We start from the raw sequence: 13562 nt of genomic DNA, 5'->3' as shown, positions 1-13562 counted from the left end.
TCATGAAGCAACTCCTCCTTCCCCTAGCGCTCATCTTGTTCCTCTTTGGCTGCAAGACTACTCCTGACATTCCACCAGCGGATGAAGCATACAGTGCCTTTATTCGTGCGTATACCGCAGGACATATTTCAAGAACAGCCAGTGTCCGTGTTGTTTTCAATGCAGAACAGTTACTTCCTGGAGCAACATCCGGTGTTGATCTATCATGGATTGACATCGAACCTTCCATTGACGGAGATCTTAAATGGACGGATGGAAATGTTCTCGAGTTCACTCCAAATGAATGGATGGATTCTGGAACCGCATACAAGGTTAAACTAGACCTCAAAGAGATCATCGGTGAAACGAATCTGGATGATTTTCAATTTGGTTGGAGGACATTTGATCAAGGTGTAACGGTGCAAGTAACGGAGGTAGCACCGTATGATGTGGACGATACAAAATGGCAATATGTCAGTGGTGTGCTCTACACTGCAGATGATGTTCAAAGCGACGAAGCAGAAGAACTGCTCAGTGCACTGCAATCAGGACAAACAAGAAATTTAGCGTGGCAGCATGAAAGTGGTCGCACCCATTACTTCACTGTCGATAGCGTCGAACGAGCGCAAGAAAGTGGAGAGCTTTTTTTGAATTGGGACGCCGCAACCATTGGCGGTAAAGGCGAAGGATCAACCACACAAGAAATCCCTGGATTAGCTGATTTTAAAGTCATCCAAACAACTGTTGTTCAGAAGCCAGAACAATATGTTAACGTCATCTTTTCTGACCCAATTGATGACCAGCAATCAACAAGAGGTCTTTTCATTCTTGGGGATGACGACGACGTGCGCGTGGAAGTGGATGGCAACGTTGTTCGTGTGTACCCTGATACGCGTAAGACCGGAGAGGCCAAACTGGAGATTCAAAGCGGAATCAAGAACTACGCTGGTTACCGTTTGAAAGAGAGCCTCGAGGTCATGGTTCAATTCGAAAGCTTGAAACCAGCCGTACGCATGCCGGATCAGAATAAGACCATTTTACCTACAGCGAATGAAAATAAGATTGCCTTCGAAGCAGTTTCCCTTTCTGCTGTTGATGTGCGTGCAATTCGCATTTATGAAGACAACATTCCTCAGTTCCTTCAAACAAGCCATTATTCAGGCGAAGATCAGCTGAAGCGAGTTGGACGCGTGGTTCGCAAAAAGACGGTTGATATCTCTGGCCATGGCAACGACCTGAATCAATGGAATCGTTACTACCTCGACCTCGATGAGCTAGTTAAGGTAGAACCTGCTGCCATCTACAGAGTAGAAATCGGATTCCGCATGGCGCATTCAGTTTACCCTTGTGAAGATGGATTGAGCGAATCAGAAGAAGACATTGAGGCCTTTGAGGAAGATTGGGACTCCTTCGGTGAGGAAGAGTCATCATACTGGGATTACTTCGATACTTACTGGTACTCAGCTTGGAATAACTACTACTGGGACTATGATTACAAGCAGCGTGACAATCCTTGTCATGGTACTTACTACCGTCAATACCGACATACAGGTCGTAATTTCTTGACTACAGATATCGGCTTGACAGCGAAACGAGGAAAAGACAATAAATGGATGATTTTCACCACAGATATTGCCTCTGGAGACCCATTAAGCGGCGCAAGTGTCCGACTCTTGAACTATCAAGGACAAGAGATTGACAGAGCCGTTTCTGACGCCGATGGATTCACGCAGTTCGAAGCTGACGACAAGGTTCCTTTCCTCTGTGTAGCGAGTCATAACAAGCAAAAGAGCTACTTGAAACTAGCCAATGGGCTCGGACTTTCGCTTTCTACATTTGACGTGAGTGGTTCTGCCACACAAAATGGGTTGAAAGGATTCATTTATGGCGAACGTGGTGTGTGGCGACCAGGTGATACCCTATTCCTTGGTTTCATGCTCGAAGACCCTGAGAATCGCATCCCGGTGGATCACCCTGTCAAGTTGGAATTGATGGATGCTCGGAACAGAAATGTTCATAAGGAGAACCGACTGCTCACTGCATCAAACCACGTTTCATGGGCGATTCCAACAGACCCTGAAGCGGTGACTGGGAATTGGCAAGTTCGCATCAAAGTAGGTAACGCTACTTTCTCGAAGCGTCTTAAAGTGGAAACGATCAAACCAAACCGTTTGAAGATCGGGCTCGACTTTGGAAAGGATATGATTGAGGCCAGTGACCGTGCCATCGTTGGAGATCTCTCTGTCAATTGGCTACACGGAGCTCCTGGTAGAAACTTGCGAACTCAAATCGAAATGACGCTCTACCCGATTAACACTTCTTTCGGGCGCCTACCAGACTTTGAATTCGATGATCCTGTGCGGCGAATGGATTCCCCTGCCAACACTGTCTTTGACAAGAAAGTAGGTGAAGATGGAACTGCTTCAGTCAATATCAACATCAGTGATTTATCAGAAGCTCCAGGACATCTTAACGCTGTGTTTAACACCCGCGCTTATGAAGCCGGAGGTGACTTCAGCATCGACGCGCACAGCATCCCGCTCTCTCCTTTCGACAGCTATGTCGGCATCAGATTACCGAAAGGAGATCGCGCAAGAAACATGCTTCTAACAGACACGACGCACACTGTACAAGTTCGCACCGTTGACAATGACGGTAAAGGCGTAGCTAGGAAGAAACTCTACTACACGGTCTACAAGATCTCATGGAAATGGTGGTGGAATACCCACTATGAAAACCTCTCTGACTACATCGGTAGAAATAGCGCTGCCGTAGTAACTCGTGGAGAAATCAGCACAGATACTAAAGGTGAAGGAGATTTCAAGTTCCGCGTTGACTACCCTTCTTGGGGACGATACTTAGTGCGCGTTGAAGATCCTGAAAGTGGCCACGCGACAGGACAAATCACTTACATCGATTGGCCAGGTTGGGCTGGAAGAGCTCAACGTGAAAACCCCGAAGGAGAAACCATGTTGATTGTTACTCCAGACAAAGAAGAATACGAAGTTGGAGACCAAGTGTCCATTAGCTTCCCTGGTGCTGATGGTGCGCGTGCATTGATCACCATTGAAGACGGATCAGGAATCATTGGTTCTGATTGGATGGACACTAAAAACGGGTCCAACACCTATACATTCAAAGCTGAGAAAGGCTTCGCACCAAACGTGTTTGTTTCAATCAATCTCATTCAACCGCATGCTCAGACAGCGAATGACAAGCCCATCCGAATCTATGGTGTGGCTCGCGTGAAGGTAACTGATCCAACTACGCACATCAGTCCTAAGATTGAGATGCCTGATGAATTGGTTCCAGAAGAAGCGTACACAGTGAAGGTATCTGAATCTTCAGGTACCGGAATGTCATACACGCTCGCAGTAGTGGATGAAGGTTTATTGGGTCTAACCCGCTACAAAACGCCGAATCCGCACAGTAAAATGTATGCACAAGAGGCTCTTGGTGTTACCACTTGGGATTTGTTTGACCAAGTAATTGGAGCACATGCCGGAGAAATGGCTCCCCTTCTCGGAATTGGTGGTGATGAAGAGAATGCAGAGACTGGACCAAACAAGGTAAATAGATTCAAACCTGTGGTTTCATATCTCGGTCCGTTCGAATTGAAGGCTGGAGAAACCGCAGAGCATGAACTGCTGATGCCAAACTATATCGGGGCTGTCCGTGTGATGGTTGTTGCTCGAAAAGGCAGCGCGTTTGGTCATGCTGAAAAGGAAGTTCCAGTGCGCAAGCCATTGATGGTGTTGGGTACGCTACCTCGAGTATTGGGACCTTCAGAAGTTGTTGAGCTTCCGGTGACGGTGTTTGCTATGGACGAGAACGTCAAAGACGTCAAGGTAAAAGTGAAGTTGAACGGAATGTTGGAGCATCTTGGAGATGACGAAGAAGAGCTTGAATTCAGTAAGATTGGCGATCAGATTGTCAATTTCCGTCTTAAGGTGCGTGATCTAGAAGGTGTCGCTAGCGCGGAAATCATTGCCACTGGCGGTGGAGAAACGGCACGGCATACCATCGAATTAAATGTCCGAAATCCGAATCCTCCGTTGTCCAATCGCTTCGTTGGTGTCGCGGAGGCGGGTCAAAGCTGGTCTCAAGAATTCGACTTGATCGGAATGGAAGGTACCAATGACCTTCGTCTAGAGGTTTCTGGATTCCGTCCGGTTGATCTTGGTCGAAGACTCGACTACCTTCTCGGCTACCCTCATGGTTGCGCAGAACAGACCACTTCTCGCGCCTTCCCTCAATTGTACATTGGAGATGCCGTAGAGCTCACCACAGAGCAAAAACAGCGAGCAAAAGACAACGTGATTGCGGGTATCGATCGCTTGAAGCGATTCCAGAAAGAGAACGGTGGATTTAGCTACTGGCCAAGTCAAACGAATATCAATGACTGGGCAACAACCTATGTTGGTCACTTCTTGATCGAAGCAAAAGACAAAGGCTTCAATGTTCCTGACGGAATGATTGAACGCTGGGTGAAGTATCAAAACGACATCGCCCGTAACTGGCGTCCTTACAAGCGCGGAAACAACAACTACCAGGGTTACGAATTACCACAAGCATACCGCTTGTTCACCCTAGCCCTCGCTGGAGAGCCAAACATGTCTGCGATGAACAGATTGCGTGAGAACGATAGAATGAACGCAGCGGCAAAATGGCAACTGGCAGCGGCTTATGTACTCGTAGGACAAGAAAAGGTAGCTGAAGAGATTACGAATGGTCTCCTACCTGATCCAGAAGCCTATGAATTCCTCTCGCCACACTACGGAAGTCGCATGCGCGACATGGCATTGATTGCCGAGGTGATGATCATTTCTGGAGAACGAGCTAAAGCCGGACCTCTCGTTGAACAACTTGCAGACAACCTAAGCTCTGGCACATGGTACAGCACACAGGAGACGGCGTTTGCACTAAACGCTATTGGGCGCTTCCTCAAAGAAGAAAGCAACACTTCATTGAAGTATGAATATGTCTTCAATGGAAAGTCTAGTGCCTTACAAAATCCACAGAAGACCACAGTATTCCATGATCTTAGCGTGAAACAGATTCACAATAACCGCTTAGAAATTGAGAATAAAGGAGAACGCACACTCTACTTGAGATTAGTTAGCTCAGGTCAACCCGTAGAAGACCAGCAACCAGCTGAGAATAATGGCCTTGATTTGACGGTAGTTTACTTGAAACCAGATGGGACACCGCTTGATATCAGCCAGATTGAACAAGGCACTGACTTCATTGCGAAAGTGCAGATCAATCACCAGAGCTACCGTCGGAACCTAAGGGATGTAGCGCTCACGCAAATCTTCCCTTCTGGTTGGGAGATCTTGAATGACCGCATGCTTACTGCGGGTGCTAACAATTATCAAAGCACGTGGGCAGAGCACAAAGACATACGAGATGATCGCGTACTTACATACTTCAATCTATACAGACGAGATCCTTCGGTATTCTATGTGCGATTGAACGCAGCTTATGTTGGAGAGTTCTTCGCTCCTTCTACTCAGGTTGAGGTAATGTATGATGGCACCATCAATGCACGAACTCAAGGTGAATGGGTGACTGTTTTACCGGCTGGTCTTTTGTAACTTCGCGGTGCATTTGAATGATCTATGCACTAATTAGAAAATAAGATGAGCCAAGAAGTACGTAGCCTAGAGCCGAAAAGCATGTGGAACCATTTCGCTGACCTGAATGCCGTTCCTCGTCCGTCAAAGAAAGAAGAACGTGTCATCCAATTTATGGTTGACTTCGGGAACAAGCTCGGACTTCCTACCGAAGTAGACGAAGTGGGCAACGTACTAATCCGCAAGCCAGCGACTGCCGGAATGGAGAACCGCACTCCCCTAGTGATGCAAAGTCACCTGGACATGGTTCATCAAAAGAATAACGATACGAACTTCGACTTCGATGCTGAAGGAATCAAGATGTTCGTGGAAGATGACTGGGTGAAAGCCGAAGGAACAACACTCGGTGCTGATAACGGTATCGGTGTTGCTTCGATTATGGCAATCCTCGCAAGCGATGACATTGAGCACCCAGCAATCGACGCCCTCTTCACGATCGATGAAGAAACAGGAATGACTGGTGCTCTTGAGTTGAAAGGCGGATGGCTCAAAGGAAAGATTCTACTCAACCTTGACACCGAAGACGATGACGAGTTGACAATTGGTTGTGCCGGAGGTGTTGATATCACAGCAAACGGAAGCTACACTGAAGAAGACACTCCAGCGAATCACGTCGCTTTCAAGATTACCGTAAAAGGTCTTTCAGGAGGACACTCCGGAATGGACATCAACAAAGGTCTTGGAAACGCGAACAAGCTCATGAATCGTGTGCTTTGGAAGTCGCTTGAAAACTATGGTGTACGTGTTGCTAGCATTGATGGTGGTGGATTGCGTAATGCCATCCCTCGTGAATCAGTGGCCGTAGTGACAGTTCCGACTTCACAAGACGAAAAATTCGCGGCTTACGTGAAAGAGATGGAAGGAATCTTGTCTGCGGAGCACGGAACTACTGACCCAGATCTTCACATCACAATGGAGTCTGTTGATCTTCCGGGAAAAGTGATGCAGGAGGAATTCCAAACAGCATTAACCAACGCAATCTACACTACGTGGAATGGTATCTACCGTATGAGCCCAGATATCGAAGACCTCGTACAGACTTCGAATAACCTTGCTCGAGTAGTCGTGAAAGACGGTGAAGTAACGGTTATGTGCCTTACACGCAGCTCTCTAGACACAGAAAAAGATGATCTAGCGAACGCATTAACAGCGAACTTCGAGCAAATCGATCTAACGGTTTTGGCGTCCGGAGCTTACCCAGGTTGGCAGCCTCGCCCTTCATCAGACATCGTTTCGTTAATGGCTGATCTCTACCGTGAGATGTTCAAGGAAGAACCAAACGTTCTTGCTTGTCATGCTGGTCTAGAGTGTGGAATCCTTGGAACGAACTACCCTGATATGGATATGGTTTCGTTCGGTCCTAATATCCGTGGAGCACACAGTCCTGACGAGAAGGTTCAAATCAGTTCTGTACAGAAGTACTGGGGCTTTTTGCTAGAAACGCTGAAGCGTATTCCTCAGAATTAATCAGCGCATCACTGTAGCGATCATTCTTCGCCTACCGGTGGAATTGCGGAACTCGCAGAGGTAAATACCTTGCCATGTTCCCAACAGTAAATTCCCTTCAGAAAACGGAATGCTCACGGAGCTACCGAAAAGGGACGACTTGGTGTGCGCAGGCATATCATCAGGCCCCTCGTAGGTGTGCAATAGCCCTTGCTGGTTTTCAGGTACGATGCGGTCCATCATTAATTCCATATCGTGACGGACATCCGGATCAGCGTTCTCATTAATCGTCAGTGCTGCTGAAGTGTGTTGAATAAACAAATGGAGAACCCCATCACCATTCAATGGTAAGTCTTTGCGGACGTGGTTCGTAATGAGATGTATGCCTCTTGGAAAGGGAGGCAATTCAATTGCAAAATGTTCTGCCATAATCTACTGACGTAGGAAGCGGTAGCTCATCGGCTCCTCTCCTTCTTTGATCAGTTGCAAGATATAAAAGCCCGGTCGTAGGTCTTGGAAATTCGCATTGGTCGAAGGAGCAATTACCTGTTCCTCGTGCATAAGATGGCCAGAAGCGTCTATAACACGCAAGATGTACACATCCCCATCTACTCCGCTCCAACGGACGCGTGCGGGGCCGTTCGTGGGATTAGGGTACATCAAAACCTCACCTGTCATCGGGATGAATGTAATAGACAATTCAGTTGTCGGCCCTTGATTGCCTAAGATCAAGCGATAATGTGCTTCTTGATTATTAATCGGAGAAGAATCAACGATGGTATAGTATTCAGTAAACTCACTTCCTCCACAAACCCCTTGAATTTGCCCCACTTGAACGAAATCAGATTCGCCAAGTCGGCGTTGCATTTGAGCCCCCGTACAACTGGCCCCTCCCTTGATCCCAAAATCAATACGCACGCCATCATCTACCTGTCGAACCGACATCGATTCAAGCAAGTGATGCTGTCCCTGAGCAAGGATGACTCCAGGGAGGAGAGCAAATACCGTTAAAAAGAGTTTAGACCACATTCTGACGTTGAAAATACAGGCTTAGCTTCACAAAAGTTTCACGGTGCTCTTCATAAGTTTGCACTGAGTTTCAAAGTAAATACAAGCGAACTCAAAATACGCCTAACTATGAGCACAGAACGCCCATTAATCTTAGTCACCAACGACGATGGCATTTTTGCCAAGGGAATCCGCAACTTGATCGAAGTAATGGTTGAGTTGGGTGATGTGTGGGTGGTCGCCCCAGATAGTCCGCAATCAGGCATGGGTCATGCTGTGACCATCAACAATATCCTTCGATTAGAAGAGGTGGATTACCCAGTTTCAGGGGTTCGTGCATTCTCAACGTCCGGCACTCCTGTGGATTGTGTGAAGCTGGCGATATATCGCGTCTTAGATAGGAAGCCTGACCTCTTGGTTTCAGGCATCAATCACGGAGCGAATAGCAGCATTAACGTTATCTACTCAGGAACAATGTCTGCTGCTGTAGAAGGAGCCGTAGAGAGCGTTCCTAGCATCGGCTATTCTCTTCTTGACCATAGCGCTAACGCGGATTTCGAACCTTGTAAGCCCTTCGTAAAGAAGATCGCAGAAGCCGTGTTAAAGAATGGAGTTCCCAAAGGCTCTTGTCTCAATGTGAACATCCCGAAACTCCCACTTGAGGAGATTAAAGGAGTTAAGATTTGTCGACAAGCGATGGGTAGTTGGGAAGACGCGTTTGAAAAGCGCCAATCACCTTGGGGAAGCGAATACTACTGGATGACAGGGAAATTCCAAAACCCAGACAAAGGAGAAGATACAGACGAATGGGCCTTGGCTAATGGATATGTTTCTGTGGTGCCAACGCAATTTGACTTAACCAACCACCACGCCATTGGCACCCTTAATCAGTGGGACTTTGATCTATGAAAGAACGATTCGATAAACTCTGGATCGGTGCCATTGCCGGTGTACTTGGAGCTGTCATTGGCTTCTTTATGTACGCCACCTTTTGGTCGGTATACTACTCTCAAGAGCTAAGCTACTTCATCAACGATGTCTTCATTGGTTCCGGCTTCTTTACAGACAAGATCATCACCGTAAGTGTGTTATTCGACATCTTCCTTTTTGCACTATTCATGCGCTTCCAGTGGTATAACTTTTGCCGCGGTGTGTTAGGAATTGTGATACTTTCGGTGCCGGTTGTAATCTATTTTTACTGAAGTGAAATACTACGTCATTGCCGGAGAGGCTTCAGGAGATTTACATGCTTCAAATTTGATGAAGGCTATCGCCGAACGCGATGCTTCTCCCTCCTTTCGTGCTTGGGGCGGTGACCTCATGGAAGAACAAGGCGCTACACTCGTAAAACACTATAAAGACCTGGCATTCATGGGCTTCATTGAAGTCCTCATGAACATTCGTACCATTCTTGGCAACATCAAACTATGTAAGGAAGACATTCTGGAATATGCTCCAGATGCCGTGATTTTGGTTGACTACCCAGGTTTTAATCTGCGCATCGCCACTTTCTGCAGAGAACAAGGTATTCCGGTATACTACTACATCTCACCTCAAGTATGGGCCTGGAAAGAAGGGCGAGTGAAACGAATCAAGCAAGACGTAACACGTATGCTGACGATTCTCCCTTTTGAAAAAGACTTCTACAAAGGCCACGGGATGGAAGTAGACTTCGTCGGACATCCACTCTTAGACGTCATCGGCAAAGAGGAACACAGTAAAAGCCTATCGATCGAAACTCCTGGAAAAGAGATCATTGCATTGCTCCCTGGAAGCCGTAAGCAGGAAATTAGCACGATGTTGCCTGTGATGCTAGAAGTGGCCAAACGTTTCCCTGAATATGAATTCGTAGTCGCCGGTGCCCCTGGCCAATCGCCCTCTTTCTACGAGCAGTTTAAGTCAATCTCAGACTTCAATATCGTTTTTGGCGAGACCTATGCCCTTTTTCAGAAGGCAAAAGCTGGACTTGTGACTTCTGGAACAGCCACGCTAGAAGCCGCGTTGCATGGCATGCCTCAGGCTGTTTGCTATAAAGGAAGCAGCATCTCCTATCAAATCGCGAAACGCTTGGTAAAGATCAAGTACATCTCACTTGTCAACCTGATCATGGATAAAGAAGTGGTACGTGAATTGATTCAAGGAGAGATGAACACAGATCTTATTTCGAAAGAGTTAAGCTCACTACTCGACCCAAATGGAAAGCGACAAGAGCTGCTCAAAGGCTACGCCCAATTGAAAGAAAAATTGGGAGGCGGTGGTGCTTCTGGCGAAGCAGCAACCATTATCGTTGATGATCTGAAGAACAAAATTCAGAATTAAATCTTTAGTGAAGCTATTTCATTACATACTTCTGGCAATAAGCATCTTATGCTTTTCTGATATCGACGCTCAGGATCAACTTCGAGTAGGGATTAATGGTGGAGATCCACACCTGAATGCTCAGGTGTTTATTACCGAAGGAAGCTATGTAGTCACCTACAATGACAAGCAAGTTTTAGACCTTCCCGCTGCTTCACAAATAGAACTCACCGCTCAAGGAAGTCTTGTGACGCTCAAGTATCAGGGCAAAGTTATTGGGAACTATCAGCGCCTGATCATTCAATCCCAGGAATGGGAAAGTAAGTTCAGATTATCGGCTACCCAGGTTTCTAAGAAGAAATCGAACTACATATATCCAGACAACCTCATTGTACGCGCTTTAAAGGGGCGTTTATTTCTTGTGAACGAAGCTTCTGTTGAGCGTTATGTGGCTGGAGTTACTGAAGCCGAATCTGGTGCAAAGCAAGAACTAGAGTATTATAAAGTGCAAGCAATCATAGCACGTACCTACGCTCTCGCCAATAAAGACCGCCACATCAACGAAGGCTTCAACGTATGTGATCAAGTGCATTGTCAAGCCTACCATGGGATTGCGCGTTATGAATACCGCATTCCCATTGCTACTTGGGATACGAAAGATCAAGTCTTAGTCGATTCTGACATCAACTTGATTACAGCTGCATTTCACTCGAACTGCGGCGGACACACATTGAATTCTGAATACGTCTGGAGTAAGCCTCTTCCCTATTTGGTGGGCAGACCTGACACCTTTTGCCTCGTCATGCCCCATAGCAATTGGGAGAAGCGAATTCCAAAAGAGAAATGGCTGAACTACCTGCGCTCCCATGAAGATTTTGACTTTGATGAAGCTTCTGATAGTCTCGTGATGGCATTCTACCCAACAGAGCGTACACGGTACTTCTCTGACAGCCTTCGAAATCTACGAATGACCACCATCAGAAGAGATATGGGACTTCGGTCCGCCTTCTTCGTGATTGATGAGGATGAGGAATTCGTCAATTTCACTGGTGTAGGATTTGGTCACGGAGTGGGCCTTTGTCAAGAGGGAGCCATGCGCATGGCACGTTCCGGATTCCGCGCTAGCGAGATCATACACTACTACTATAAAGAGGTGCATCTCATTGATAAGAAGTACATTGACTTCTTCCGCGAAGAATAATGCATTAACATTTCTTGCGAAGCATTAACACCCGCTCACGTTCATTGGGTTTAGATTTGAGATGAATCAAAATCAATAACATGCGGTACCAAAATCTCCTTAAAGCCCTGTTTGTGCTGCTAGCTGTTTTCGCGGTTAGTTTCTCTCAAGCACAAGACAAAGCCACCGTTAAGATCAAGAAAGAATCCAACGGCGAGGTTGAAGAACTCGAGAAAGAGATCAACCTTCAGAATGGTGATGACATTGAGGCTATCCTCAAAGAACTCGACATCCTTGATGAATTCGGAAACCTTGAAGAAGGACAGGCCTTCGAAATTACTGTTCGCAAACTGAATCAAAACGGTGAAGAGCAGAACTACGACCTTAGCTTCTATCCTGAAAAAAGCTCTGGACGCGCATTCCTCGGTGTATATGTAGACACAGCAAACGGACCAGACGGTACCCGTGGAGCTCGTGTTTCAGGAATCATCGATGACACAGCGGCATCTGAAAGTGACCTTCAAGAAGGTGACATCATAACGAAAGTGGGTAAATACGACGTCAACAGCTACGACGAGTTGGTTGAGGCGATCAAAGCGCACAAACCAGATGAAAAAGTAACCATCAAGTACAACCGTGATGGAAACGAAGAAAAAACGAAAGTGACTTTCGGTGAGCGTCCAGTGGAAGAAATCGGTTTCCCATGGTCAGGAGAGTCATTTGACTTTAATGGCGGAGACTTCGAAATCAACCTCGATAACCTCTACCCTGACAAGTACAGCGAAGAAAACTTCTTCAAGAGTGAAGACATGGAAGAACGTTCGTTCCTTGGTGTTACTCCTGGAGGATGTGGACCAGATGCTGGTGTAATGCTAGGATCTGTGATCGAAGGATCATCCGCTGAATCAGCAGGTCTAGAAGCTGGTGACCTTATCAAGCGTTTCAATGGAGACCTCGTTCATAATTGGGATGAGCTCGTTACAGCGATCCGCGGAACATCACCAGGTGATCAGGTAACCATCGAATACCGTCGTGGACAGAATACCATGACAACAACCACTGAAATCGGCTCACGTGAGTACCATAACTACGAAGGACTGATGGTCGTTCCTAACCTTCAAGGAGTAGACGAGCTTGGGGGTCAGCTTTACGACATGGAAATTCACCTTGATGATCTCGGTGAAGGACTAGAAGGTCTTATGGAAAGCCTAGAAGGCATGGATGAGTTCGGTGAAGGACTGGACGAATTGATGCAAGGACTAGAAGAACTTTCACTCGCTATGGAGCGTCCTGATGGATTCGAAGTTGATTCTGAGGTCAGCATCCGTCTAGAAATCGACAATGTGACTGAGGAAGACATGGCCATCGTAAACGAAAACGCGGATACAAAGCTTCGCAATGCGAATGACCTCGATATGAGCAACATCTCATTCTTCCCTAACCCAAGTAGCGGTCAGTTTGCACTGCAGTTCACACTGCCTGCAAATGACCCCGTGCGCGTTATGATCTATGATCAAATGGGAAGCCTCGTATACGATGAGCAAATCAACGACTTCGACGGTCAATACCGCAATATGCTCGACCTATCTGATCAAGCTGACGGCGTATACTACATGCAGCTAATGCAAGGAGATAAAACATACAGCAAGAAATTGGTTAAAGGGAGTTGATCCTTTTCCGGCGTCCGGCATTCGGCATCCGGTTTTATCATGCAATTTTTGAAGGAAGACCTCGCGTTATGCGGGGTTTTTCTTTTTTCAAGGAATGCGGATTGCGGATTGCGGATTGCGGATTGCGGAAAAAGGTATTTCTGCCTCAAAAGTGAGCAAATGAAAGTCGATCAAAACTCACTTAATCAGCATCTATAGAACAGAAGTCACATTTCGCCATTTAGCCATTTAGCCCTTTCGCCCAAAAGAAACGGACGCCGGATGCCGGACGCCGGATAAAAAAAAGCCCCCACAAACTGCGGAGGCTCAATTCAATCTTCATCATAGCGTCACCCAACGGCCGCC

9 protein-coding genes are annotated in these 13562 nt (G+C 46.7%); 7 read left to right on the top strand and 2 right to left on the bottom strand.

The window, feature by feature from the left end; all coding sequences use genetic code 11:
- Window positions 1-2 precede the first annotated feature (2 nt).
- Window positions 3-5576 carry an alpha-2-macroglobulin family protein gene (locus RA156_RS05910; RefSeq protein ID WP_306643635.1) on the top strand — a complete coding sequence of 1858 codons (5574 nt, stop codon included), beginning with the start codon at window positions 3-5 and terminating at the stop codon, window positions 5574-5576.
- A gap of 45 nt (window positions 5577-5621) precedes the next feature.
- Window positions 5622-7082: an aminoacyl-histidine dipeptidase gene (locus tag RA156_RS05905; RefSeq protein WP_306643634.1), complete on the top strand. Its 1461-nt coding sequence runs from the start codon at window positions 5622-5624 to the stop codon at window positions 7080-7082.
- On the opposite strand, the gene RA156_RS05900 is transcribed toward RA156_RS05905, so the two are convergent.
- Both RA156_RS05900 and RA156_RS05895 read right to left on the bottom strand, forming a co-directional pair.
- Window positions 7083-7490, bottom strand: a complete 408-nt coding sequence (locus RA156_RS05900; RefSeq protein ID WP_306643633.1) for a secondary thiamine-phosphate synthase enzyme YjbQ — start codon at window positions 7488-7490, stop codon at window positions 7083-7085.
- 3 nt (window positions 7491-7493) lie between these two features.
- A complete protein-coding gene (locus tag RA156_RS05895) occupies window positions 7494-8090 on the bottom strand; it encodes a T9SS type A sorting domain-containing protein (RefSeq protein WP_306643632.1) in 597 nt (198 codons plus the stop codon).
- 108 nt (window positions 8091-8198) lie between these two features.
- Here RA156_RS05895 and surE point away from each other — a divergent pair, with 108 nt between their 5' ends.
- The 5 genes from surE to RA156_RS05870 all read left to right on the top strand — a co-directional run bounded on the left by surE (window position 8199) and on the right by RA156_RS05870 (window position 13217).
- Entirely contained in the window at window positions 8199-8978 is a 780-nt protein-coding gene (gene surE, locus RA156_RS05890; protein ID WP_306643631.1) for a 5'/3'-nucleotidase SurE, read from the top strand.
- Window positions 8975-9271, top strand: a complete 297-nt coding sequence (locus RA156_RS05885) for a hypothetical protein (RefSeq protein ID WP_306643630.1) — start codon at window positions 8975-8977, stop codon at window positions 9269-9271. Before surE ends, RA156_RS05885 begins: the two co-directional genes overlap by 4 nt.
- A 1-nt stretch (window position 9272) precedes the next feature.
- Window positions 9273-10388: a lipid-A-disaccharide synthase gene (gene lpxB, locus RA156_RS05880; RefSeq protein WP_306643629.1), complete on the top strand. Its 1116-nt coding sequence runs from the start codon at window positions 9273-9275 to the stop codon at window positions 10386-10388.
- A 7-nt stretch (window positions 10389-10395) separates the two neighbouring features.
- Window positions 10396-11568, top strand: coding sequence for a SpoIID/LytB domain-containing protein (locus RA156_RS05875; RefSeq protein WP_306643628.1), 1173 nt, complete (start codon window positions 10396-10398; stop codon window positions 11566-11568).
- An 80-nt stretch (window positions 11569-11648) separates the two neighbouring features.
- The gene (locus RA156_RS05870) at window positions 11649-13217 is read left to right on the top strand and encodes a PDZ domain-containing protein (RefSeq protein WP_306643627.1); all 1569 of its coding nucleotides are present in this window, start codon (window positions 11649-11651) and stop codon (window positions 13215-13217) included.
- Window positions 13218-13562 lie beyond the last annotated feature (345 nt).

The sequence above is a fragment of the Sanyastnella coralliicola genome, assembly GCF_030845195.1.
Taxonomy (GTDB): domain Bacteria; phylum Bacteroidota; class Bacteroidia; order Flavobacteriales_D; family Sanyastnellaceae; genus Sanyastnella; species Sanyastnella coralliicola.
Note: the sequence above shows the minus strand (reverse complement) of the source record. Positions and strands in the feature narration are given on the sequence as shown.

Coding starts and splice junctions, on each gene's coding strand:
- RA156_RS05910 (WP_306643635.1), top strand. CDS start 3: ATGAAGCAACTCCTCCTTCCCCTAGCGCTCATCTTGTTCCTCTTTGGC.
- RA156_RS05905 (WP_306643634.1), top strand. CDS start 5,622: ATGAGCCAAGAAGTACGTAGCCTAGAGCCGAAAAGCATGTGGAACCAT.
- RA156_RS05900 (WP_306643633.1), bottom strand. CDS start 7,490: ATGGCAGAACATTTTGCAATTGAATTGCCTCCCTTTCCAAGAGGCATA.
- RA156_RS05895 (WP_306643632.1), bottom strand. CDS start 8,090: ATGTGGTCTAAACTCTTTTTAACGGTATTTGCTCTCCTCCCTGGAGTC.
- surE (WP_306643631.1), top strand. CDS start 8,199: ATGAGCACAGAACGCCCATTAATCTTAGTCACCAACGACGATGGCATT.
- RA156_RS05885 (WP_306643630.1), top strand. CDS start 8,975: ATGAAAGAACGATTCGATAAACTCTGGATCGGTGCCATTGCCGGTGTA.
- RA156_RS05870 (WP_306643627.1), top strand. CDS start 11,649: ATGCGGTACCAAAATCTCCTTAAAGCCCTGTTTGTGCTGCTAGCTGTT.